The 23692-nt window shown below is 65.7% G+C and carries 20 protein-coding genes; 9 read left to right on the top strand and 11 right to left on the bottom strand.

What is annotated here, in order from left to right:
* The first annotated feature begins 209 nt into the window (after positions 1–209).
* Complete coding sequence (locus J7396_RS14565) at positions 210–1139, top strand: GAF domain-containing protein (protein ID WP_008577841.1); 930 nt, start codon at positions 210–212, stop codon at positions 1137–1139.
* 37 nt (positions 1140–1176) lie between these two features.
* Here J7396_RS14565 and J7396_RS14560 read toward each other — a convergent pair whose 3' ends face one another.
* Together J7396_RS14560 and J7396_RS14555 are read right to left on the bottom strand one after the other, a co-directional pair.
* Positions 1177–2082, bottom strand: a complete 906-nt coding sequence (locus tag J7396_RS14560) for a hypothetical protein (protein WP_209261720.1) — start codon at positions 2080–2082, stop codon at positions 1177–1179.
* A 594-nt stretch (positions 2083–2676) separates the two neighbouring features.
* Complete coding sequence (locus tag J7396_RS14555; protein ID WP_008577537.1) at positions 2677–3429, bottom strand: DNA-formamidopyrimidine glycosylase family protein; 753 nt, start codon at positions 3427–3429, stop codon at positions 2677–2679.
* A 104-nt stretch (positions 3430–3533) separates the two neighbouring features.
* On the opposite strand from J7396_RS14555, the gene J7396_RS14550 reads away from it, so the two are divergent.
* The 3 genes from J7396_RS14550 to J7396_RS14540 all read left to right on the top strand — a co-directional run bounded on the left by J7396_RS14550 (position 3534) and on the right by J7396_RS14540 (position 7371).
* A complete protein-coding gene (locus tag J7396_RS14550; RefSeq protein ID WP_057681177.1) occupies positions 3534–4304 on the top strand; it encodes a DUF72 domain-containing protein in 771 nt (256 codons plus the stop codon).
* Positions 4305–4575: 271 nt separating this feature from the next.
* On the top strand, positions 4576–6249 hold the full coding sequence (treA, locus tag J7396_RS14545) for an alpha,alpha-trehalase TreA (protein ID WP_029818577.1): 1674 nt from the start codon (positions 4576–4578) through the stop codon (positions 6247–6249).
* Positions 6250–6675: 426 nt separating this feature from the next.
* Positions 6676–7371 (top strand): AIM24 family protein, encoded by a 696-nt coding sequence (locus J7396_RS14540; RefSeq protein WP_011346285.1) that lies wholly within the window; start codon positions 6676–6678, stop codon positions 7369–7371.
* A gap of 165 nt (positions 7372–7536) precedes the next feature.
* Here J7396_RS14540 and J7396_RS14535 read toward each other — a convergent pair whose 3' ends face one another.
* Complete coding sequence (locus J7396_RS14535) at positions 7537–8448, bottom strand: CorA family divalent cation transporter (RefSeq protein WP_014089285.1); 912 nt, start codon at positions 8446–8448, stop codon at positions 7537–7539.
* Positions 8449–8685: 237 nt separating this feature from the next.
* Here J7396_RS14535 and xopV point away from each other — a divergent pair, with 237 nt between their 5' ends.
* Positions 8686–9672: a XopV/AopV family type III secretion system effector gene (gene xopV, locus J7396_RS14530; protein ID WP_209261649.1), complete on the top strand. Its 987-nt coding sequence runs from the start codon at positions 8686–8688 to the stop codon at positions 9670–9672.
* Positions 9673–9758: 86 nt separating this feature from the next.
* Here xopV and cycA read toward each other — a convergent pair whose 3' ends face one another.
* On the bottom strand, positions 9759–11135 hold the full coding sequence (gene cycA, locus J7396_RS14525) for a D-serine/D-alanine/glycine transporter (RefSeq protein ID WP_209261648.1): 1377 nt from the start codon (positions 11133–11135) through the stop codon (positions 9759–9761).
* A gap of 769 nt (positions 11136–11904) precedes the next feature.
* Positions 11905–12120: a hypothetical protein gene (locus J7396_RS14520; RefSeq protein WP_029818572.1), complete on the bottom strand. Its 216-nt coding sequence runs from the start codon at positions 12118–12120 to the stop codon at positions 11905–11907.
* Between the two features lie 298 nt (positions 12121–12418).
* Between J7396_RS14520 and J7396_RS14515 the strand changes: the two genes are divergently transcribed.
* Positions 12419–13192 carry a transporter substrate-binding domain-containing protein gene (locus J7396_RS14515; protein WP_014089280.1) on the top strand — a complete coding sequence of 258 codons (774 nt, stop codon included), beginning with the start codon at positions 12419–12421 and terminating at the stop codon, positions 13190–13192.
* Between the two features lie 97 nt (positions 13193–13289).
* On the opposite strand, the gene J7396_RS14510 is transcribed toward J7396_RS14515, so the two are convergent.
* Complete coding sequence (locus tag J7396_RS14510) at positions 13290–14165, bottom strand: DMT family transporter (RefSeq protein ID WP_008577555.1); 876 nt, start codon at positions 14163–14165, stop codon at positions 13290–13292.
* A 165-nt stretch (positions 14166–14330) separates the two neighbouring features.
* Between J7396_RS14510 and J7396_RS14505 the strand changes: the two genes are divergently transcribed.
* On the top strand, positions 14331–15245 hold the full coding sequence (locus tag J7396_RS14505; protein ID WP_209261647.1) for an SAM-dependent methyltransferase: 915 nt from the start codon (positions 14331–14333) through the stop codon (positions 15243–15245).
* Positions 15246–15439: 194 nt separating this feature from the next.
* Positions 15440–15985, top strand: a complete 546-nt coding sequence (locus J7396_RS14500) for a hypothetical protein (RefSeq protein ID WP_209261646.1) — start codon at positions 15440–15442, stop codon at positions 15983–15985.
* A 227-nt stretch (positions 15986–16212) separates the two neighbouring features.
* Here J7396_RS14500 and J7396_RS14495 read toward each other — a convergent pair whose 3' ends face one another.
* The 4 genes from J7396_RS14495 to J7396_RS14480 form a co-directional block, all read right to left on the bottom strand.
* Complete coding sequence (locus tag J7396_RS14495) at positions 16213–16407, bottom strand: hypothetical protein (RefSeq protein ID WP_057681184.1); 195 nt, start codon at positions 16405–16407, stop codon at positions 16213–16215.
* A 360-nt stretch (positions 16408–16767) separates the two neighbouring features.
* Positions 16768–17667, bottom strand: coding sequence for an NAD(P)/FAD-dependent oxidoreductase (locus J7396_RS14490; protein ID WP_029818568.1), 900 nt, complete (start codon positions 17665–17667; stop codon positions 16768–16770).
* A 103-nt stretch (positions 17668–17770) separates the two neighbouring features.
* On the bottom strand, positions 17771–18244 hold the full coding sequence (locus J7396_RS14485; RefSeq protein ID WP_008577562.1) for an Rrf2 family transcriptional regulator: 474 nt from the start codon (positions 18242–18244) through the stop codon (positions 17771–17773).
* Positions 18245–18352: 108 nt separating this feature from the next.
* Positions 18353–20227, bottom strand: a complete 1875-nt coding sequence (locus J7396_RS14480) for a GGDEF domain-containing protein (protein ID WP_209261645.1) — start codon at positions 20225–20227, stop codon at positions 18353–18355.
* A 504-nt stretch (positions 20228–20731) separates the two neighbouring features.
* Here J7396_RS14480 and J7396_RS14475 point away from each other — a divergent pair.
* Positions 20732–21823 carry a DUF1615 domain-containing protein gene (locus J7396_RS14475; protein WP_209261644.1) on the top strand — a complete coding sequence of 364 codons (1092 nt, stop codon included), beginning with the start codon at positions 20732–20734 and terminating at the stop codon, positions 21821–21823.
* Between the two features lie 41 nt (positions 21824–21864).
* On the opposite strand, the gene J7396_RS14470 is transcribed toward J7396_RS14475, so the two are convergent.
* On the bottom strand, positions 21865–23298 hold the full coding sequence (locus J7396_RS14470) for a GAD-like domain-containing protein (protein ID WP_031420902.1): 1434 nt from the start codon (positions 23296–23298) through the stop codon (positions 21865–21867).
* Positions 23299–23692: the final 394 nt, after the last annotated feature.

Genomic DNA, 23692 nt, shown 5'->3' with positions numbered 1-23692 from the left:
ACACCCAGCACATGTCGAACACCTCGCCTGTAGCGAGTGCGCCATGGCAGCCCTGCCCGCTCGGCACGCAACCACGACACGTGCGGTCGTTGTCGGCATGCGGTGTTGGTGTCTCACGCTGCGCGCTCCGCGGGGCGGCATCCACGCCACGTTACCGGCGCTGCCGGTATGCTTGCGGCTTTCGCGTTCGCGCTTGCCTGGCTTATTCGATGAAAGACATGCCCGTGGCTGACGAATCCTCTCGCCAACACGTCCTGGATGGCTATCGCATCGTCGACAGCCTGCCGGAGGACACCTATCAAGACGTCGTGCAGGTTGCCGCGTCCCTGTGCGACACACCGATCGCGCTGATGTCGCTGGTGGACCGCGACCGCCAATGGTTCAAGGCGCGGCTGGGGCTGGGCCTGCAGCAGACCGAACGTAGCCAGGCAGTGTGCGACCACGCCATCCGCAGCCCCGATCAGTTGATGGAAGTACCCGACTTGCGCAAGGACAGCCGGTTTGCCGATATCTCGGTGGTCACCGGCGACACCGGCGCGCGGTTCTATGCCGGCATGCCGCTGGTCACCGAAGAAGGCGTTGCACTGGGCACGGTCTGCGTGCTCGACACCGAGCCACGCACGCTCACCGAGTTGCAGCGCACCGGCCTGCAGGCGCTTGCACGGGTGGCCATGCGCCTGCTCGACGAGCGCAAGCGCGAGCTGCAACTCGAGCGCGATGCCATCCTGCAGCCGGTCGTCCCGGTCGCCAGCCAGGCCGTTGCCGACACGGGTTATCACCTGGTGATTCTGGAAGTGCAGGAATTGGCCGCACTGGCCGAGCGCCAGAGCGAACGTCTGCTCGGGCGCAACCTGCAGCAGCTCGACCAGGCCTTCGCGGCATTGGTGCAGGGGCCAGGCAACAGCATCGACCGCGTCACCGACAGTGCGGAATTCATCGCCGTGCTGCGCGGCCCCGACGCCGAGCGCACCTTGCAGAGCCTGCGCGAGATCGCCCAGCAACAACATGCGCTGGGCCTGACCGTCTTGTTGGGCCAAGCGCAATCCACTGCCCCGGACGAGCCGATCGGCCAGGTGTTTCTACGTGCCGAGGTCGCGCTGAGCGCAGAAAAGGACCGTTACCGGCAGAGTCTGGCCTGAGGCCTGCGAACCGGCCTGCTGCGTCGCAGACGTACCCTCACCCCAGCGCGCACTGCTTCAACTGGCGATCGGCGTACCACAGCGCGCGGCGGGCCAGGTCGTAGGCGCTGTCGGCCTGACGCGGCAACATCTGTGCGGCCATCACCGGGTCGGCGCCGTTGTTCAAGGCGTGCTCGGCGCGTTCCAGATCCGACAGGTGCGTGCGTACCGGCGACAACAGCGATGTGCGCCTGGAGGCATCGCAACGCGCACTGCGCTGTTCCAGCGCCGCCAATGCCTCGCGGATGCGACGGCTGGCTTCACCCTTGAGGTCGGGCAGCGTTTCATGCGCAATCGGCGCCGATTTATAGGCATCGCCCGTCGCCTCGCTGCCCATCTCGGCCTGATTGCCGGCAAGCGCGGGATTGAAGCGCACATCCGGCGGCGGCCGCGCCTTGGCGACCTGGGTCTGCGGCCCGTTGAGCATGTCGTTGAACTTCTTCATGCCGCGATTCATTTCCTGCACCGCCACATCGCCCAGGGTGCCATCGCTCTTCCAGTCCTTGGCGAAGCGGGTTTGCTGGTACTGCACCGGGTTGACCCGCTCCATGATCTTGCGCGCCTTGGCCTGCGCGCGTTCGTCGGCCATCCCCGGCGGCACCGCACTGCCGGTCTGCGCCATGGGGTCCACCTGCGCCATGCGCAGGCGCCCGTCACGGGTATACAGCTGGGCCGACATCGAATCGCTGGCAGGGGCAGTGGCGGCGGCCGGCTGCCGCGGCGGTGGCGGCGTGTGCGTGGCCGGCGGCGTCGCACGCGCGGCCGATGCGACGCGCGGTTTGCGCTCGGGCTCCTGCGGCGGTTGCTGCGGTGCCGGCGGCGTCTGTTGCGGCCGCGGCACGAAATACACCTGCAACGTGTCCTCGTGTTGCGTGGTTTCGCGCGGCGGCGGCATGTACAGCAACAGGCAGGCAAGAAAGAACAGGATGGCGCCCGTGCATGCGACAGCGGCGACATGCGGGACAAGCGCTTCCTTCCTGCGGGTAATCACAATGCGGGAGACCGATGAGATGAGAGTGCCGATGCCGCACACGGCGAACCCTGGTGTGCGACGCGCAAATCTAGCCGGCGCCGCGCCGGCGCGCGTTTGGAATTCGTTGTTTGGCCAGGCAGGGCCAGCCGCCATTCACATTGCGCCGCAGGTTGCGCAAGCGAATTGCCAGTGCGCCACGGGCCAAACAGCGGGCGCGCCGCTGTCGACACCAGCATCCGAAAACAGGCAAGGCACATCGCCGGCCATGCGATGCGCAGGCCAACCGCCAGCACCGCGAAAAACTGCGCACCCGGCGACGCCCAACCGCGCAGTGCATCTGCCCGAACGCTGTTGCACCGGTACGCCAGCGCTCCCACCGAAGACGCATCGCCGTCCGCTCATTGGCAAGCCAACGACAGGCGCACGCATGTGTCGGCCAGTGCGGGCTGGTGCTGAGTGACCGCAATCCGTCGGCAGGCCTTACCCGATCCGCCCGCCGCTTTCCCGGCCGCGGCGCGGCGCAGCTCAAGCCTCGTCGGCGCGGTACAGACGCTGGCAGACCTCGCAGAAAAACGCGCGACGCCCGGCCTTGCCCAGATGCTTGCGGTACTGCAGCGGCGCGCCGTCGCGCGGGCAACTGGTCTTGGTGTGCACCTGATAATGCTTCTTCAGCACGAAGGCTTTTTTCCAGGTGTAGAAGTCGAAACTGTAGTCGCGTGCCTGGGTGACCAGTTCGCCCAGCTTGCGCGCCGGTAGCGCGCCCACGGTGCTTTCCGGATGCACGCGGATACGATGCAGCACCTCGTTCTTGATGATGTTGCCCACGCCGGCAAAAATGGTCTGGTCGAGCAGTGCATCGGCCGCCAGCAGTGCCGGCGCGGCGCGTAATTTGCGGCGTGCCTGCGCGGGGTCCCAGAGCGGGTTCATCACATCCGCCGTCCAGTCGTAGACCTCGTCCAGCGGGCGCTCGATGAACTGCACCGAGCAGGCATAAAAGTTCAGCCGCTGGCCATTGGAAAATTCCAGGCACAAGCGCGGCACCGCATTGGGCTTGTCTTCGTTGATGCGGTAGCTGCCGAACAGCAGGAAATGGATGCGCACGCTGAAGTGCGCAAATTCGATCAGGAAGTGTTTGCCCCAGCTGCGCAGTGCCAGCACTTTTTGCTGGTCCAGACGGGCGATGTCCTGCTTGCTATTGCCGGACACGCGCACGATCTTGCGACCGACAAACGCTTGGGTATCTTCGCGCAGGATGACAAGTGAGGGACCTTCTGGCATGCGCCCAGTATCGAAGCGCTGCGTGATTCGCCCGTGATCGCGATGCACACGACATCCTGACGCACGCGCATGCATAGAGTGCTGCCACCCTCCGCTTGCCTGCCATGCCAGCTCGTCCATCCGGTGCCATTGCACGTGTGCGTTGTGGTTGCGCGGGCTGGTCGATTCCTGCCGCCGACCGTGCACAGTTCGGCGAGGGCGCCAGCGTGTTGCAGCGCTACGCCACGCGTTTTGACGCGGTGGAAATCAATTCCTCGTTCTATCGCCCGCATCGCGCCAGCACCTACGCACGATGGGCCGACAGCGTACCGGAGGACTTTCGTTTTTCGGTCAAGCTGCCGCGCAGCATCAGCCACGACGCGCGCCTGCACGGCACCGGGCCGCTGCTGGATGCCTTCCTGGCGCAGGCCGGCGCGTTGGGAACACGACTGGGCTGCCTGCTGCTGCAACTGCCGCCCAGCGCGGCCTTCGATGCCGCGGTGGCCTCGCGGTTTTTCGCGATGCTGCGCCGGCGCTGGGACGGCGGCGTGGTCTGCGAACCACGCCACGCCAGTTGGTTCGCCGCACCTGCGCAGGCGCTGCTGGCACGCCATCGCATTGCACGCTGCGCCGCCGACCCGGCGCCGGTGCCCGCGGCCTCCCTCCCGAGCCCGGCTGCTGCGCCGCTTTACTGGCGCTGGCATGGCGCCCCGCGTGTCTACTACAGCAGCTACGCGCACACCGCACTGCAGGCACTGGCCGCCACGGTGCGCGCCAGCCACCCGGATAGCACGCCGCCACCGCCCGAACGCTGGGTGATCTTCGACAACACCGCAGCCGGGTGCGCCACCTCCAATGCGCTGGAATTACAGCGCCTGCTGAAGAACGAGCGCTAGCGCAAGCGGGCAGGTGGCGGTCTTCCGGCACGTCACTGGCGCGCATCTTGCAGCAGCCAGACTGCAGGGATGCCGGCGCGCCACCATTCAAGCTGCCTGAGTGCCGCGCCGATATGCCTGGACAGACGCACGTTGCGGCACCACGCCGATCAGCTTGCTGAATCCAGTCGTCCCCGTGCGAAGCCTGTCGGCGTGCCGGCACCCCGCTCGGTCCCGCCCGCCACATCGGTCGTTTACCATGCCCTACGCCACTGCCCGTTCTGGAGATGTCATGAGTTCTGCCGCGCCCCCGTGCTGCACGTCGCTGCTTGGCCTGTCGCTGAGCATGTTTGTTGCGCCGGGCACGCTGACCGCCGCGCCGCTGGACCCTCCGGTCGTCAATGCGCCGGCGCCCACGCCACCCACGCCCGACCTGGCCTACCCGGAACTGTTCCAGGCCGTGCAGCGCGGTGAGCTGTTCGACGACCAGAAGCACTTTGTCGACTTCCTGCCGCTGCGTGACCCGGCGCTGATCAATGCCGACTATCTGGCGCAGCACGATCACCCCGGTTTCGACCTGCGCAAGTTCGTGGATGCCAATTTCGAAGAATCGCCGCCGGTGCAGACCGACGCGATCCGCCAGGACACCGCGCTGCGCGAGCACATCGACCTGCTGTGGCCCAAGCTGGTGCGCAGCCAGAACCACGTGCCGCCGCACAGCAGCCTGCTGGCGCTGCCGCATCCGTATGTGGTGCCGGGCGGGCGCTTCCGCGAGGTGTATTACTGGGATTCCTACTTCACCATGCTGGGCCTGGTGAAGAGCGGCGAAACCACGCTCAGCCGCCAGATGCTGGACAACTTCGCCTACCTGATCGACACCTACGGGCATATTCCCAACGGCAACCGCACCTACTACCTCAGCCGCTCGCAGCCGCCGTTCTTCTCCTACATGGTGGAGCTGCAGGCCGGCGTGGAAGGCGAGGCGGTGTATCAGCGCTACCTGCCGCAGTTGCAGAAGGAATACGCCTACTGGATGCAGGGCAGCGATGACCTGCAGCCCGGCCAGGCCGCGCGCCACGTGGTGCGCCTGGCCGACGGCAGCGTGCTCAACCGCTATTGGGACGAGCGCGACACCCCGCGCCCGGAGGCCTGGCTGCACGACACCCGTACCGCCGCAGAAGTGAAAGACCGCCCGGCCGCCGAGGTCTACCGCGACCTGCGTGCCGGCGCCGAAAGTGGCTGGGACTACACCAGCCGCTGGCTGGCCGACGGCCAGAACCTGCGCACCATCCGCACCACGGCCATCCTCCCGATCGACCTCAACAGCCTGCTCTACCACCTCGAGCGCACGCTGGCGCAGGCCTGCGCGCAAGCCGGCGCAGAGTGCACCCGCGATTACGCCGCACTTGCACAACAGCGCAAGCAGGCCATCGACGCGCATCTGTGGAATGCCGCCGGCTACTACGCCGACTACGACTGGCAGACGCGCACGCTGAGCAACCAGGTCACCGCCGCCGCGCTGTACCCGCTGTTCGCCGGCCTGGCCTCGGACGATCACGCCAAGCGCACCGCCAGCACCGTGCGTAAAACGCTGCTGCGCCCCGGCGGCCTGGCGACCACCGCAGTGAAGACCGGCCAGCAATGGGACGAACCCAACGGCTGGGCGCCGCTGCAATGGGTGGCCGTGGATGGCCTGCGGCGCTACGGCGAAGACGCGCTGGCACGCACCATTGGCGAACGTTTTCTGGCCCAGGTACAGGCGCTGTTCGCACGCGAGCACAAGCTGGTCGAAAAGTACGGCCTGGAGACCGATGCGGCCGGCGGCGGCGGTGGCGAATACGCCTTGCAGGACGGCTTCGGCTGGACCAACGGCGTCACCTTGATGCTGCTGAACCTGTATCCGGGCAAGGATGCCAAAACCGCACCCGCCAAGCGCGTGCGCAAGCCCGAGGCGGCCGCGCGCTGAGGATGGTGCCGCTGCCGCGCAGTGCGTGGCAGCGGCAGGGTCGGATCATTGGCGTCGGGTCTCGGACGGTGCACGTTACCGATGCGCAGCACCGCCGTCGCGGCGACATGACGCGCTCTGCCTTTGCTGGCAACACGTTGCGAGCAGTCGTGCGATGAGGCATTGCCCGCACGAACCGTGGCAGACGGGCCACCATGGCGATCCTGCGCACCGGCGACGCGCTCTGATGGTGTGCGCAGCCGCGTGGAGCGCAGCTCTTCGATCCGCACCTGGTTCGCCCGCAAGCGTAGAGCGCGATTGCTGATCGCCACATTGCCGCTGTCATCGCGTGCGGCGATGCGCAGCACTTATGCTCCCGGCGCCGGCCCGCGACTGCACCGCAGAGGGCCGCGTATCATGCGCACTCTTTCACTCCAGGACGGACCCATGGCCGTACGCACGCTCAACGAATTTCTCGCCCATTCCAAGGAAAAGGACGTCAGCCCCGATCCGTTCGAACTGGAAAACCCGCATCTGCTGGAAGTGCGCCTCGACGGCATGGTGTGGTCCAAGGCCGGCGCCATGGTGGCGCGCACCGGCAACGTCAAGTTCACCCGCGAGGGACTGCTGGAACAGGGCCTGGGCAATCTGCTGAAAAAAGCCGTGAGCGGCGAAGGCATGCAGTTGATGAAGGCCGAAGGCCAGGGCCGCGTGTATCTGGCCGATGTCGGCAAGATGATCACGCTGCTGCGCTTGAACGGCGAGGCGATCTTCGTCAACGGCAACGACGTGCTGGCGTTCGAATCCGGCATCGAGCACAAGATCACCATGATGCGCAAAGTGGCCGGCATGCTCTCCGGTGGGCTGTTCAACGTGCGCCTGAGCGGCCACGGCATCGTGGCGATCACCTCGCACTACGAGCCGCTGACCTTGCCGGTCACCGCCGCCAGCGGTCCGGTGTTCACCGACCCCAACGCCACCGTCGCCTGGTCCGGCACGCTGACCCCCGAGCTGGTCACCGACGTCTCGATCGGCACGCTGTTCGGCCGCGGCTCGGGCGAAAGCCTGCAGATGCGTTTTGCCGGCGAAGGCTGGGTGGTGGTGCAGCCGTACGAAGAAGCGAGCTTCCAGGCCAAGGGCTGACCAGGCCGCCCGACAGCAGTAAGCACTGCACATTGCCCGGTTGCACGCCATGCACCCGGGCAGTTTCCCGGCCAACCCCGTAGGAGCGCCCCTGGGCGCGAGGGCCTTCCCGGTCACGCCATAGCGCGCCCAGCAGCGCTCCCACGGTTTACGGGCGCTGATGCGTCACACCCAGCCACGCTTGCGAAACCACGCCAGCGGCACCACTACGCTCAGCGCGATGATGCCCAGCGCCCAGAAGTAATGGTCGTGCCCCTTGAGTTCGGGCATGTAAGAAAAGTTCATGCCCCAGATGCCGACCAGCACGGTGGGCGGAATGCCGACGACCGACGCCACCGCCATCACCTTCATCACGTTGTTCTGGTCCATGTTGATCATGCCCAGCACGCTGTCGAGCAGGAACTCGATGCGGTCGTCCATGTGCTGCTGGAATTCGCTCAAGGTGGTCAGGTCCTTGTGCAGCAGGGTGATGCGTTTGGCTGCATCGGCCCCGAACCAGTCCGGGGCGGCGCCATCCAGATAGGTGACCAGGCGCAGCATGCCTTGCCCTGCGTTGTGCAGGCCGCCAAGCTGGCGGCCCATGTCGCCGACCTGGTGCAACATGCGCTCCAGGCCCTTGGTCTTGTGTGGGCTGTCGAATACCAGCCGCGTGGTTTCGGTGACCGCCGCTTCCAGTCCCTCAAGCCGATCCGCCAGACGCCCGACCAGTTGATCGAACATGCGTAGCAGCAAATCGTCAGAGCTGTGGCAGGGCTCGTGTTCCAGCCGCGTCGTCAGGGCCTCCAATGAGCCGATGCGCTGCTCGCGCAAGGTCACCAGCATGGTCGGCGACAGCGCAAACCCCAAAGGCGCCGTGGGGCCGTCCTCGTCCTGGAAACGCGGCACATTGAGAAACAACACATCGCCCTGGCGACGCACCCGGCTGCTGAATTCGATCTCGCCGATCGCCGCACGATCAGGCAAGGCAAACCCCACTTTCTCAGCGGCTTGCGCCAGCTCCTGCGGGCTTGGCTGGCACAGGTCGACCCAGCAACCTGGGGTGTGCTGGGTTCCGGCAATCGGGTGGATCGTGATCATGCATCGACGGTGAGGTGAAAGAGTCCAAGCATCCTCCGCGTCCACCATGGCGTCAACGCCGGCACATGCTCATCGGCGACGGCGACGACGGCCGTCCCTGGTCACACCTGCAATTCGCCGTGCGGCTTCTGCAAGGCAGCGAAAGCGTTCGCCAAATCGCACATCGATTCTGCTGTGCGCGGTATGCAGTTTCTGGCTGTCTTACATTTTCCGCTCACGCATTCCAGGAGTACGCGCATGAAGATCTCCGGCTCGGCGTCTGGCGGGCTACACGAGCCTGTCGGTCATGTGGATCCGCGACAGGCCCCAGCGGTGTGCGACGACATCCAAATCGGCGTCCATTCCCAGCTTCGCGAGCTGCCCCGCCTGCGCCGAAGCGCATCAGCCAAGGGGCGATCGCCGGCGTTCGTCGCAGACAGCAGCCATCTCGATACGCTGTTCGGCAGCACCCAGCCTGCGCGCGGAAAGCATCTGAAAGACGGTACCCACCGGACGCCGATCCAGGCTCAGGAAATAACGGAGGCTCCCGAGCACGTCAAGATCAATCCAACACGCCTGTTCGTCTCGACCGGTCCGGCACTGAAGACGCTGCATCGTCTCGATCCAGCCAAGCTATCCAACGATCTCGGGCTGAGCGAGGACGCCATCGATCGCATCAGGAGCACCCCGACGTTCCGCGGACAGACTGCAACCGACGTCCCGCCCAGTACGCCACTGGCTCAGCGCCTGCGCCTGGACGATCTGCGCGACAAGAAGGTGGAGTACAAATGGAACATCGCCAGCAATGGTAGCTTGGTCATCGGCGAAGGGCATCCTGGCGTGGTCCTGGACGAGCCGATGACAAGCAAGGACGCGCGCAAGAAGAAACAGCCATACGCGCAAGGCCATGTCACCCTCGTGGGCGGCCAACCATGGAACAAGACCCCCTGGCAGGAAAATCGCCGCATACCGGAAGCGCGCATCAGCGGTACCCTGTACTACAACACGGACGGCGAGCTCTGCATCGATAACGATTCGGGGCGATTCAGCGAATATGCCGACCGAACGTCAGACCATCTCGAAAACGTTGCCAAGCTCTTTCAGCACTACGGTCTGCCGGTCACGCCGGAATGGAAAGCAAAGAAACAGATTCCGTTGCAGCGTGTGCCCGCCGGGGCGGCCATCGCGTCACCGAGCCCGGCAGAGAAAGGCGAAGCGGCGCATCCTGACCCAAGCGGTGAATGATCCACCGGCCACGCGCATCGCCATGATGGCTCGCAGCGTGCGGTCACCGCCGCACGCTGCACACGCGATGAGTTCGCACCGATCGCTCAACGCTGCCGGTTCCCGCGGCGTTTGACTGCATAGCCAATGGTCAGGAGCAGGAACCACACCGGGCTGGCCAGCAATGCCTGACGCGTGTCGTCCTGCAGGGTGAGCAGCACGATGACGAAGCCGAAGAATGCCAGGCAGACGTAGCACATCAGCACGCCGCCGGGCATCTTGAACGCCGAGGCGGCGTGCTGCTCCGGGCGCTTGCGGCGGTAGGCGATGTAGGCGCACAGGATCAGCGACCACACGAACATGAAAAGCACCGCCGACAACGTGGTGACCAGCGTAAACGCAGTGACCAGGTTGGGAATCAGATACACCAGCATCGCGCCCAGCAGCAGGCACAGGCAGGAAAACAGCAGGCCGCGCGCCGGCACCGCCGCGCGCGACAGCTTGGCAAAGCCTTTGGGCGCATGCTGTTCTTCGGCCAGGCCGTAGAGCATGCGGCTGGTGGAAAAGATGCCGCTATTGGCCGAGGAGGTGGCCGAGGTCAGCACCACGAAGTTGATCAAACTCGCTGCCGCCGGCACGCCGGCCAGCACGAACAACTCCACGAACGGGCTCTTGTCGGCCACCACCTGTCGCCACGGCGTCACCGCCATGATGGCGATCAGCGCAAGCACATAGAAAATCAAGATGCGCACCGGGATCGAGTTGATCGCCTTGGGCAGATTGCGGCGCGGATCGGCGGTTTCTGCAGCAGTGGTGCCGACCAGCTCGATACCGACGAAGGCGAACACCGCAATCTGGAAGCCGGCAAAGAACCCGCCGATGCCCATGGGGAACATGCCGCCGTCGTTCCACAGATTCGACAGCGAGGCCACGTTGCCCGACGGCGAACGGAAGCCCCAGGCCACCAGCCCGGCGCCGGTGATAATCAATGTGGCAATGGCGATGATCTTGATCAGCGCAAACCAGAATTCCATCTCGCCGAACAATTTCACCGTGACCAGATTCAGGCTCAGCAGCAACAACACGCACAAGATCGCGGGAATCCACGGCGCCAATCCCGGAAACCAGAACTGCGCATAGGCCGCAATGGCAATGACATCGGCAATGGCGGTGATGATCCAGCAAAACCAGTACGTCCACCCGCAGAAAAACCCGGCCCACGGCCCGAGTAGGTCGGTGGAAAAATCGATGAACGACTTGTATTCCAGGTTGGAGAGCAGCAGTTCGCCCATTGCGCGCATCACGAAGAACAGCATCGCGCCGATGATGAGATAGACGAACAGGATCGACGGCCCGGCCAGACTGATCGTCTTGCCAGAGCCCATGAACAGGCCGGTACCGATCGCCCCGCCGATGGCGATCAACTGCAGGTGGCGATTGGACAGGCTGCGTTGCAGATGATCGGGCGCGGACGGGTCAGACATGGGCACGGCACCGGCAAGTGAACAAGCCGTCAAAAATACGAGATCGCGCCGACGCATACCAGGGGTTTGCGCCGCGGCAACCGCAAGGGCATGGATGCGCCGGCGCATGGTGGGCAGCTCGCCCCATCATGGTGCGTCGGTGGTGGCGTGTAGACACCCACTGTCGAGACAAGCACCGAACGCGTGGGCGCTGTGCGCATCGGGCACCCGGGTACCCAGTCGCTGCGCATCGGACAGCCGGCTCGCGCCCGCCTGATTCGCCAACTCGTGCCGGTCGGAACTGCGCTGACGGATCGCTTGCCGCAATGCCCGTTGTCGCGAGGTCATCGCCGGGGCAGCAAGGCAGTGCACGGCATTGATGACGACGCCAACAGCACCACATGCAATAGATCAAGCCTGCAGCCGCGCCTCAGATCACAACATGGCGCCGCTAGCGCTGCCCCATTGCAGCGCAGCCGCACGCGGCATGCACTTGCCATGCTCCCGCCCGCTTTCCCGACCGCACGCGTGACAAGCAACGTCGAGCGCACAAGACGGAGGACGAGCACGCAGAGACACGACGCCAGGCGAAAAATGGCCAACAGGAAGCAGGGCCAAACGCGACACTGACCTACTCTTCGTTGGCGCTACTATCAAGAGAACAAAACGCGGTATAGGCGTGGACGCCCGTGTCTTGAAAGACACGCGCCGACAAGTGGGACCGGCATGCGACGTGCTGTCACGGTGACGGCAGGTAGAGCTCATACCAGCGCAGTCGCACCGTCAGTACTCAACCACCCGTAAGGCCGCCGCCTACCCGCCCCGGCAGCGCTCCGTCGTCCTCCTGCTCCGGATCGCCGACCTCATCGTTCAGGCCACCGCGTTGCGGCGGCTGTTCTTCCAGCGGCGTGTCTTCTTCGTTGGTATCGGGATCGGGCGTGCCATGTGCCAGAACAGCGGCGTCGGCGTTGGTCATGGTGCGCGCGGTGCGTGGATTCAGATGCATGAGCAGCTCCGATGGAATTCGACAGGAGCGTTAACGCTAGGCTGCATCGCGCTACTCCGCCGTGAGCCTGCAATGAGCTTGCGTGACATGCTGTTGACGTGGCGCAGCCGACATGGCGCGAATGATCACACTCGACATCGCACGGCGCACAAGGCCCTCTTGCGCGGTCGCGCATCCACAACCGCAGACGGCCACGTCCAAGCCGGTAAGCAAGCCTGACCTGGCGCGCATGCGACGCCTTGCAGCGCAGGCCGCCGCAGCCACCGCTATCATGCCCAGACCTCGCCGAGACCATGCCATGCGCCATCGCATCTGCCTTGCATTGTTGTTGAGCTGCGGCACGGCGCACGCCGCCACACCGGCGTCGCGCCTGGATGCGGTGCTGCAATCGGGGGTGCTGCGCGTATGCACCACCGGCGACTACCGTCCCTATTCGTTGCTGCGCGGCGACGGGCAGTTCGAAGGCAGCGACATCGACCTGGTGCAGTCGCTGGCCGCCAGCCTGGACGCACGCGTGCGCCTGGTGCGCACCAGCTGGCCGCAACTGATGCCGGACTTGCTGGCCGACCGCTGCGATATCGCGGTCGGCGGGATCTCCGTCACCTTGCAGCGGCAACGCCAGGCCAGCTTTAGCGCGGTACTGGATGTGGACGGCAAGATTCCACTGGTGCGCTGCGCCGACCAGGCGCGCTACCGCAGTCTGGAACAGCTCAACCGGCCGGAGGTGCGCCTCATCGAACCACCGGGCGGCACCAACGAGGCTTTCGCGCACCGCCAGTTACCGCAGGCCACGTTGCGGCTGTTCGCCGACAACACCACCATCTTTCAGGAACTGCTGGCGCATCGCGCAGACGTCATGATCACCGACGCCTCCGAAGCGCTGTATCAGCAGGCAAGGCTGCCAGGCCTGTGCGCCATCGCACCGGAGCAACCGCTGCAATACAGCGAAAAAGCCTTCCTTCTCCCGCGCGACGACCACGCCTGGAAAGCCTATGTGGACCAATGGCTGCACCTGAGCAAGGCCAGCGGCGACTATCAACGCATCGTTGAAGGCTGGCGGCAGCCGCGCTGAATGAGCCGGGATTAGGGATTCGAAAAGCAGCAAAGCTGCACGTCAAGTCGACTAACGCTGTTACAAATCCCCAATCCCGACTCCCCAATCCCCGCCGTCAAACAATCTTGGTTCGCCGCCACCAACGCGACACCTGTTCCTCGCGCACCAGGGTGAACAGACCGGCGCCCAGGATCAGCGCGATGCCCACGGCCATCGGCCAGTCCAGATGATCGTGAAACAGCAGGTAGCCGAAGGCGATGGCCCATAGCATCTGGCTGTATTGGGTCGGTGCGACAAGGCTGACCGGGGCCATGCGCGTGGCGTACATCATGCAGATGGCAGCCAGCCCGGCGAGCAAGCCGTAGCCGGCCAACAAGCCCCACTGGGACAGCGTGGGCCAGACGAAGCTCGGCAACATCATGATCCCGCCCATCACCAACGGGCCAATCACGCCAGCGCCGTACAAGGTCAATCGCTTCTCGCTATGGCCGGCCATGCGCAAGGCGATCACCGAGATGGCGCCGACCAGGCCACACACGATGGCCGCCACATGCCCATGGGTGAGATGGCGAAATCCCGGGCGCAGCACGATCAACACGCCGATGAACCCGACGATCACCGCCGACCATCGCCGCCAATGCACTTCTTCCTTGAGGAAGATCACCGACAGCACGGTGACGAAGATCGGCATCAGGAAGATCAGCGCGAATGCTTCGGCCATTGGCAAGGTGGTGAAGGCGATCACCGAGGTGAGGTTGCCGATGGCGCCGGTGAGCGCACGCAGCAGCCACAGTGCCGGCTGCTTGGCCATCACCAGCTCGCGCAACTGGTCGTTTGGCTTTTTCAGGAACGGCACCGCCAGCAACATCAGCAGCGCGCCGAGAAACAGCACTTCATAGACCGGCAGCGTGCCCTCGAGCAGCTTCACGAACGCATCGCTGATCGAATAGGCCGCATAGCAGGCGAACCCCAACAACACACCTTTCAGCATTGCCCACACTCCACGGTTGACGCCGATCCGACGAGGTGTCGATACGGACTGCATGCAGTATGCGTTGCAGCGTGTGTCAGCGAAACGGCGCGGGCAGTCGACCTCGGTGGCGAGCGCATGGTGGCGGCCCGGCAGCAGATGCCTGGCCGCAACAGGTCGGTTACGATGCCGCTCCCTTCCTTGCAGCGGTGCGGCACGTGCCGCATGCCGCACACAGAGCTGTCAGCCGTGCCCCACTACTCCGGCCCCCTACTCGTTCTCGCCGATGCCCAAGCCCTGCTTGCCGCGCGCGGCAGTGGTCTGACTCACTGGACCGGCTCGCTCGACCTGGGCCGCAGTACCGATACCGCCCAGCTCGATGCACAGACCTGGCAATGGCGCGGCCAGGGCTACCCGTATCCGGGCAAACTCAAGGAGCGCACGCTGTACTTCTGGGATGGCGAGGATTTCGCGCCGATCTCGCGCTACAGCGGCGCATTGATCAAGCTGGTGCCTACCGAATGGGGCGCGCCCACGTTCGAGATCGATGGCATCAAGATGCTGCCGTCCGCGCAGCTGTCCCCGTTTGAGGATGCGCGGCGCAAGGTGGCGTTGGTGGATCCGCGCGGCAAGATCGTGCTGGACACCTGCGGCGGCCTGGGCTACTTCGCCGCCTGCTGCCTGGAGGCCGGGGTCGCGCAGCTGCTCTCGTTCGAAAAGAATGCCGACGTGCTGTGGCTGCGCACGCTCAACCCGTGGTCGCCGGATCCGGAGGGCGCCGCTGCCGGCGGGCGCCTGCAGCTGACCCATGCCGATAGCGCGCAGCACATCGCCACGCTGGCCGACGATTCGGTCGATGCCATCCTGCATGACCCGCCCCGCTTCGGCATTGCGGGCGAGCTGTATTCGCAGGTTTTCTACGGTCAGCTGGCACGCGTGTTGCGCCGAGGCGGGCGGCTGTTTCATTACACCGGCGCGCCGAACAAGCTCACCAGTGGGCGCGATGTGCCCAACGAAGTGAGCAAGCGCCTGGCCAAGGCCGGCTTCACCACGCAACTTGCCCTGGATGGCGTGCTGGCGAGCTTGCCTGCACGGCGCTGAGTGGTGCCTCCACGCCATTGACGCTGGCGATACGGCCCGCGCGATCATCGCGTGGCGAATGCAAGACAGCGTGCACTCGCGGCACGCATGCGCACTGCATGATCACGCGAGGCCGGCATGACGGTTACCGCGGCGGTTGCAGCGTGCCGCCGGCGGGATCTGCGATACTGCCGCGCCCTCGACACGGACGTTGCATGCGCGCCCATTTGATCATTGCCCTGCTGGCCTGGCTATTGCCGGTCACTGCGACACCAACACACGCGCAGACGGCATCGGCAAGCGCAGCATCACAGCCGATGTCGGAAGTGACCACGCGCTATCCGGTGACCACCGCAACGGTGGGCGGGCGTGTGATCCGCCTGGGCGAGCACCAGGGCAAGTGCGCGGTGTCGCGCGACGGCGACGTCGTGGTACTGAGCATCGGCGCACCTTGCTACTTCAGCACCGATCGCCAACATGCCGCGCAGGTCCATCGCTTCCATGGCAGCGACGTCGTGCTGGTACAGCACGCGCATCCAACGTCGCGACCAGACTGGGATGTGGCCGTCTACGGGCCCATCTGCGCCTTCGAAGCGCAGGCGGTACGCGAGATCGGCGGCGTGCTGGAACCCAGCGGTGTCGCCGGTTCCTGGCATTGCGACCCGACCGCCGGCGCCGACCAGAAGCAGTTCGTCTACAGCTACGACACCTGGCCCAGGCACGGTGCGCGGCGACCTGCGCGCAAGCAAAAAGCGCATTGATGGTTGCGCGAGCGCCGCGGGGCGATGCGAATCCGGCCTGCTTTTGGTCAGCGCTGTTTGCCCGACACGCCGTTTGCGCCGCGTACCAGCATTTGCACGCTGCAGACGATTGCCTGCCGCCGCGCCTTAACCGCTGGGTGTCGGATGGCAGCGACGTCGCATGATCGGCGGCCACGCACACGCCGGGTCATGCAGCACGAAGACTGCAATCGCCGCCAACCGTGCCATCACCGCACGTGACTGCGCGCGCGCCAACTTGCATATGCAAACCCGCCGACGATCAGCAACGGTACGCAGCTCAGCAGCGCATCCCAGCCAACAGCAATCCAGAAGCGATGCGGGTCGCTGTCGACCAGAAAGATCCGTGCCGGCCGGCCACGAATAACGCTGACATAGCGCCCTTCGAGGATTGCCTCGAACAATCGCCACAGACGTCCGCAACATGCGATCACCGCGATACCAACCACGCCGCGCACGAGCCAGTCGATCAGGCGTGAACTCTTGCGTTCAGAGGCCGGCAGCGGTGATGGACGAGGTGTTTTCAAGCCTGAATTTCTATCCACATGGCAGCGAAGTTTACGCGCCCCCACTCAGAGCGACCAACCAATGCGAAGTCGTCAGGTGGGCTTGGCCGTCATTCGTCACCGGCTGCGGCGCTCTTGCACTGCTATTTTCGCCAGGCACAGGATTCCAATGCAGGACCTGCGCCAGTCGGGAATGCAGCGCTGAGTCGCAGCCCGCACACCACTGGCGTGCACGCGCGTTCGCTACCGGCGCAATCGTCAGCTACCCAGGCCGAAGATCAGGCTGCGATGCGTTGCGACGCCGGCCATCGCGCCGCCGGCTGCCGCCAACACCACCGATGCGGCCGGGTTTGCGATATCGCCACAGGCAAATACGCCCGGCGCCGTCGTTGCCTGCATGGCGTCCACAGCGAGAAGGCGACCGAAAGGCCCCTCGCTGGTGGCACATCCAAGCTGCCTCACCAACGGGCTGATCTCGGTCTGGGTGGTGATGAACACCCCGTCCAACGCGAACCTCTGGCCGTCGTGCAGCACCAGCTCCAGCGCATCGCCCTCGCCTTGCAGCGCCGCCACTGCGCCGGTCACCACATGCACCGCGCGCGTCTCCAGTTGCGCCCGCTGGGATTCGTCCGGCACCAGCGTGTCGTTCAAGAACAGCCAAGTAGGGCCCCAATCCGGCAGCATGGCGGCTTGATGCGCAGCAAGCGCAGAGGTCGCGATCACACCGATGCGCCCCTGCTGCAGTTCGTAGCCATGGCAATACGGACACACGAACACCTGCCTGCCCCAACGTTCGGCCAGACCGGCCAGCGCAGGGAGACGATCGACCACCCCCATGGCCAGAATCAGCCGGCGGGTGGCATGCACGCTGCCATCGGCAAAGACGACCTCGAACGCATCCGCCTGCCCGCGGACCTGGACCACCTCGCCGTCAGCCCACTGCACGCTGGCATACGACAGCACCTGCGCACGCGCCTCATCGGCGATGCGCGCGGGCGATGCGCCATCGCGGCCCAGCAAGCCATGCGAGGTTTCGGCAAAACGATTGCGCCGCCGGCCGCTGTCCACCAGCAAGACGCGGCGTCGCGCCCGCGCCAACTGCAAGGCGGCTGACAGCCCTGCATAACTGCCGCCAATGATGATCACCTCGTGCTGCATGGTCGCTCCTGGGTGCCGACACCGATTAATGCATCTTTCGATGTTACATTAATCGACGACGACAGACACCACGGGTATCGCGCCGCGCATCCAGTGACCCGATTCAGCGCTGCCGCGTGCGCTTGCCCGTCGCGTTGCCGCCAGATGGCGCCCTCGCGCTGCACAAGGCATCGAACTCGCTCGCCAGTGCGGCAAGCGTCACCGTGCCCAGGCGCTGCAACAGCAGCGCTTCGGCGTGGGCCAGCGCATCGGCGATTGCCGCATTGACCACACGCTCCACCCCACATTGCGGATTCGGGTGATCGGCACCGATCGCGAACAGGTGCGGGCCGCCAACCGCGCGATGCACATCCAGCAGCGTCACCTGCGCAAGATCGCAGCCGATCTGCCAACCGCCGTTGTGCCCGCGGCTGGATTGCACATAGCCGGCACTGCGCAGCCCGGCCATGGTCCGGCGCACCACCACCGCATTGGTCGACAGCATGCTGGCGATCTGCTCGGAGGTCATCGGCTGCGGGCTTCTGGCCATGTGGAGCAACACGTGCAACATGCGGGAAAGGCGGCTATCGGTGCGCATGCGGTCCTGGGTCGTTCGATCGGTTCACGGCAACCAGCGGTCGCCATCGGCCGGCAGATTGTGCCGCAGCATCGCCTCGATGTCGCAGCGCGGGTGCGTGCACCAGGATCAGCACACCGCCCATTGATCGCGCCCAGCGGTCTTGGCGGCGTACAGCGCAAGATCGGCCTGGCTCAGCAACACATCCAGCCCGGTGTCGGCGACGATGCGCACCGCGCCCATGCAAAAGCGCACCGGTTGGTCGGGCGGCAGGCCGGCGATGTCGATCGCTGCCACCGCGCTGCGCAGGCGCGTAAACACCGCGGGAATCTCCTCTTCGCCACAGCCCGGCAGCACCAGCAGGAATTCTTCGCCGCCCAGGCGGCCCAGGCGATCCTGCGCGCGCAAGGCGAGCCGGGACGCATTGGCCAGTGCCTTGAGCACCGCATCGCCGGTGGCGTGCCCATACACGTCATTGATCTGCTTGAAGTGATCCAGATCGATCAATGCCAGCATGCCCGGCGTGTGCGAGCGCAAGGCCTGCTCGATCTGCTGCTGCGCCTCGGTGCGAATGGCGCGCCGGTTGGGCAGGCCGGTGAGTTCATCGCGCATCGCCAGCCGCGACAACTGGCGGCGGTGCCGTGCGCCGAAGGCCAGCACCACCAGTGCACCGAGCAGCAACAGGCAGGCCGCGCACAACGCGATCCACAGCGTCCGCTGGCCCGCTTCGCGCGCCTGCAGTGCCAGCTGCGCGGTCTCGCTGCGGCGGCGCAGCTCGGCCGTTTCGGCACCGCGACGTGCGTCTTCGTAGCGCGCCTGCAACCGCAACATCACCGTATCGCGCTGGCGGTCCAGGCTCTGCGCGCGCAGCGCGTTGGCGCGTTGCAGTTCCTGGTAGGCCTCTGCATGGCGGCCGCGGAATGCCAGCGCCTGGGCGATCGCGTCCACCAGTTGCGCACGACGGTTCAAGGTCAGGTTGGGATCGTCCGCGGCCTTGGCGGCGACGATTTCGGCGTCCAGGCCCTCAGCCTTCAACGCGATCAAGGCCTGCAGCAAGACGGCATGACACGCCGCAACGCGCCCGATATTGCCTTGCTGCTGCATCAACGGCAGGGCTTCGCGCGCCATCGTCAATGCAGAAGCGGCATCGCCGGTTTCGATCAGGGCTTCGCTGGCGCTGGTCAGCGCCGCAGCCACGCCGGCCTGGTCGCGCAGTTCGCGGCTGAGCGCCAAGGCGCGCCTGAAATGCAGCAGCGCCGCTTCGGGTTGCCTGGTTGCCAAGGCAGTGCCGAACTCGTATTCGATCAGACTGCGCTGGAAGCGCGCCGGCTGGTCGTGCAGGCGTGAAAGCGCACGCTGCAGATAGTCTTCGGTTTCGCTGTCTTCGGCGGGCCGACCACCGACGCGGCTGGCCAATGCGCCCAGTTGCGTCAACGCATCCAGCTCCAGCCCCAGGAGTTTTTCGCGCGCCGCACATTGATAGCTGGCCTGCGCCGCACTCCAGGATTCATCGCTGCTGCCGGAGGCGAGCATGCTCCACATGTCGACCGCCTCGACTTCGCACAGCAGATCGTTGCGGCCCAGCGCGCTGGCCCGTTGGCGCAGCGCTTCCAGCCGCGCCACCATGACGCGATTGGGGTTTTCGCGCACGTCGCTGAGCGCCTGCACGATATCCAGCCACAGCTGCGCCTGCGAGGTGCTGCCGTGCAGCTGGTCGAGCTTTCCGCGCGCCTGCGTCAGCGCCACCTGGCGGCGTTCGCTGTCTTCCAGCGAAATAAGCACGCGCGCCTGCGCCAGCAAGGCCCAGAACTCGGCCTCCACGTCGTGGTCGCCGCTAGCCCGCTGCAGTGCGCCCTGTGCGATCTGCAAGGCGACCACCGGGTCGTCGATGGTCGCCGCTTCGATCGTCTTCCACGGCTGAGGCTGCGCCGACGCCATGCCACTGCCCAGCAGCAAGGCAAACGCGGCGAGCCCATGTCGCCACCGGACCACGCACATGCTCATCGCGTCATCACGTCGAGGACGGGCCGCAACGTGCGCACGCCAAGCCGATACCATCTGCGCATACGTGGCGGCTTGCTGGTTGCTGCGGCATTTCAAGCACTCCCACGGTTGGATGGCGATGGAATCCAGCGGAATTTCAGGCCAAACGCCCATTTCCCGAGGTGATGCGGCTGTCATGATGACCAACGCACACGACAGCGCACGTGATCGACGCGCAAGCGGTCGCGTTCGTTATCGGCCCAGGCGGGCCACTCTTGAATCCGGATGACGGGAGAGCGCAGCACATCGCATGGGCGCGCAGACGGCAGCCAGACCCGCACGTCGCCTGGCTATCGCGCGATGCGCCTGAGGCACGGCGACACGCAGTCCACCCCATCTGCTCGATCGCCTGCCATCGCGATGCGACGAGACGGCAACCCCACGCGCCGGTGGGTGAAGCTCCCCCGGCGCGGCCGCGTAAACTGCCGCACGGCAGCTGCCGCCCCTCGATCTTCCGGAGACGCCGTGATCTCACACCTGCCCCGCGCGCTCACCCTGCTCGCCATCGCCTTGCTGTCGGCCTGCGCCACACAGGCCCCGCGTGCCCCGCAACGCTCGCCCGATGCGGTCAAGGCCGATATCGCGCAGCGCCTGCCGGCAACATTGCCCGACCGCGCCGGCTGGGCCAGCGATGTGTATGTGGCGCTGTCCTCGCAGGGGTTGGACACCAGCGCCGAGCACATCTGCGCAGTGCTGGCGGTGACCGAGCAGGAATCGACTTACCAGGCCAATCCGGTCGTGCCCAACCTGGGCAACATCTCGCGTGCCGAGATCGACCGCCGCGCCAGCGCGCATCACATTCCAGGCTTCATGGTCGATGCCGCCCTGCGTCTGAGTTCGCCGGATGGGCGCAGCTATGCCACGCGCATCGCTGCCGCGCGCACCGAACAGGAACTGAGCCGCATCTTCGAAGACTTCACCGGCAGCGTGCCGCTGGGCGCGCGGCTGTTCGACGGGTTCAACCCGGTGCACACCGCCGGGCCGATGCAGGTGAGCATCGCCTTCGCCGAGCAGCATGCGCAGCGCTACCCCTACCCGCCCGGCGATTCGATCCGCCACGAAGTCTTCAGCCGCCGTGGCGGGCTGTGGTTCGGTACCCAGCATCTGCTGGGCTATCCCGCCAACTACGACGCGCTGCTGTACCGCTTCGCCGATTTCAACGCCGGCTGGTACGCCAGCCGCAATGCCGCCTTCCAGGCCGCGCTGAGCAGGGCCAGCGGCATCGCGCTAGCCCTGGACGGCGACCTGCTCACGCCGGGCGCCAGCCTGGATGCGCCCGGCAGCACCGAGCGCGCCGCACGCAGCCTGGTCAGCCAGTTGGCGATGAGCGACCGCCAGCTCCGCCGCGCACTGGAGGCCGGCAACACCGCAGATTTCGCCGACTCCGACCTGTATCGCCAGGTGTTCGCGTTGGCAGAGCGCAGCGCCGGCAAGCCGCTGCCGCGTGCCGTGTTGCCCGGCATCACCCTGGAAAGCCCAAAGATCACCCGCACGCTCACCACCGCCTGGTTTGCGCAGCGGGTGAACGAACGCTGGAAGCGCTGCATGAGCAAGTAGACGAGCGGGCCGCCGCGCTGCCGGCGCTACGCTCTGTCGCCTCATTCGGTGCTCAGGCGATTGGTCAACACATCGCCGACAACCGGGCCGTCTTCCACCTTGCCATCGCTGCCGCGTTGATACCTGATGCCGGCCCGACACGCGGCAGGGTCCATCTCCCATACCCAGCCAACCAGGGCACGCCCTGTGCCTGGTGGCGAGCGTAGCGGCATGTTCATGCGCAGGCCATCGTCCTGGCCGCGATCCAGCGTGCACATGACGGTGCCGGCGCCGTCGTCTTCAGCGTCCGGGTCGATCTCGTCTACATGGGTGATGGTGGCGATGATCGCCTCGGCATTCACCTGTTGCTGCAACACGTGTGGAAGATCGGCAAGCGGTGGCGCGGCGCGCCCGCCGGATGGCTCCGGGACGAACGCATCGGTCAACCCCACCTTGCGGAAGTAGTACTCGCTGCGTCCGAGTGTTTTCGAGCCCTCCATGGCCGTTGCCATGTCTGCCAGTTCGTCGGTACGCAGCAGGAACATCTCCGTACCCGAGCGCATGACCAGCAGTTGTGCATCGTTGGCATCGCTACCGCTCGAATCGCGGCGCAAGCGGATGTCCAGGGTGAGGTAGCGATCGCCCATTTCGGTCTGCGTCACCTCAAAGCGCCCCGAATACGCACGCACATCGGTACGGGCATGGCTGCGATGATCGATCTTCCAGAACAGCAGGCGATATTGCCCGTCGGGTTCCAGTGACAGCATGCGATGCCAATCGATATAGGACGACAGGTACAGGCCGTGCAGGTCGCCGCTCGCCTGTGGGTGCTGGAAGATGCCCTCGAACACAGGGCGCTGCTCTGCAGGCAATGCATCGGCAACGGTCGCGGGCGCGTCGGCCACGGGTGCGGGGGCATCGACAGCGTCGCGCAGCCGGGTGTGCAGCGCCAACGCATCGACCTTGTCGACCCGCAGCATCTGCATCGAGAGCAGCAGTTGGTCGATCTGGTAGACCTCGCCCGCAGCGAGTGGGCCGCACTCCTTGCGCGCGGCGGCAAGCCGGGCCGATGGAATCAGGGAATCGCAGAACGCCGCATCGCAGAGGGACTGGTTGAAGAAGTCCTCGAGGTTCCAGCTCAGATCGCCGGTGGCTTTGGAGACCGGATCCACATAGACCACGTCTTCGTCGGTGGCAGTGAGCTTGCGGTAGTACAGCAGTGCGCCGAAGGGCGTGAGCGCGATCGGAATACGCTGTACTGCGTCAGGTGGCGAGACGATCCAGCGATCCAGCACCGGCTGCCAGTGCCGGGGGTCGATCAGCGCCAATTGCATGCGTCCATAATGCCCCAGCCCTTTTTTACGCCATAGCTCGAGCAGACTGGCAGGCAGCACTGGCGCATATGCGGCAATCAGATCCATGGCGGCAGGCTGCGTCCTGCCTGGCGGATGCGCCTTGAGGAAGCGGGACAGTGCCAAGCGGCGAAACCAGGACATCAGACGGCCTCCAGTCAACATTGCGTGCGTGCAACACCCCATATCGTGCCGCATGGCCATGCTGGGGCACGGGAGAAGCGTAGTTCATCGCGCAAGGGCACGTCGTCGGTGGCTGATCGCGCAGCGGCGCACGTGCGGGCCGTGGGTGTCTTCGCCCACGATGGCGATGGCGATGGAGATCGACCCCGCGCCGCCACGCAGCGGTGGTGCAGGGCCTGGGTGATCCGCTGGGCAACCGCTCGATTGCCGGCCCGCTTTCTCGGCCACGCGGCGTCCGTTGCGAGCCGGGTGCGGCTCGCAACGGACGCCACCACGCGGGCACGACTTCTGGCAGAGGCGCCCAGCCCACGTGGCGGGTAGCATCGGACGGTCGCGCCGACCGCATTGCGCGCTC

Source organism: Xanthomonas sp. A1809, assembly GCF_017746015.1.
Classification (GTDB): domain Bacteria; phylum Pseudomonadota; class Gammaproteobacteria; order Xanthomonadales; family Xanthomonadaceae; genus Xanthomonas; species Xanthomonas euvesicatoria.
Note: the sequence above shows the minus strand (reverse complement) of the source record. Positions and strands in the feature narration are given on the sequence as shown.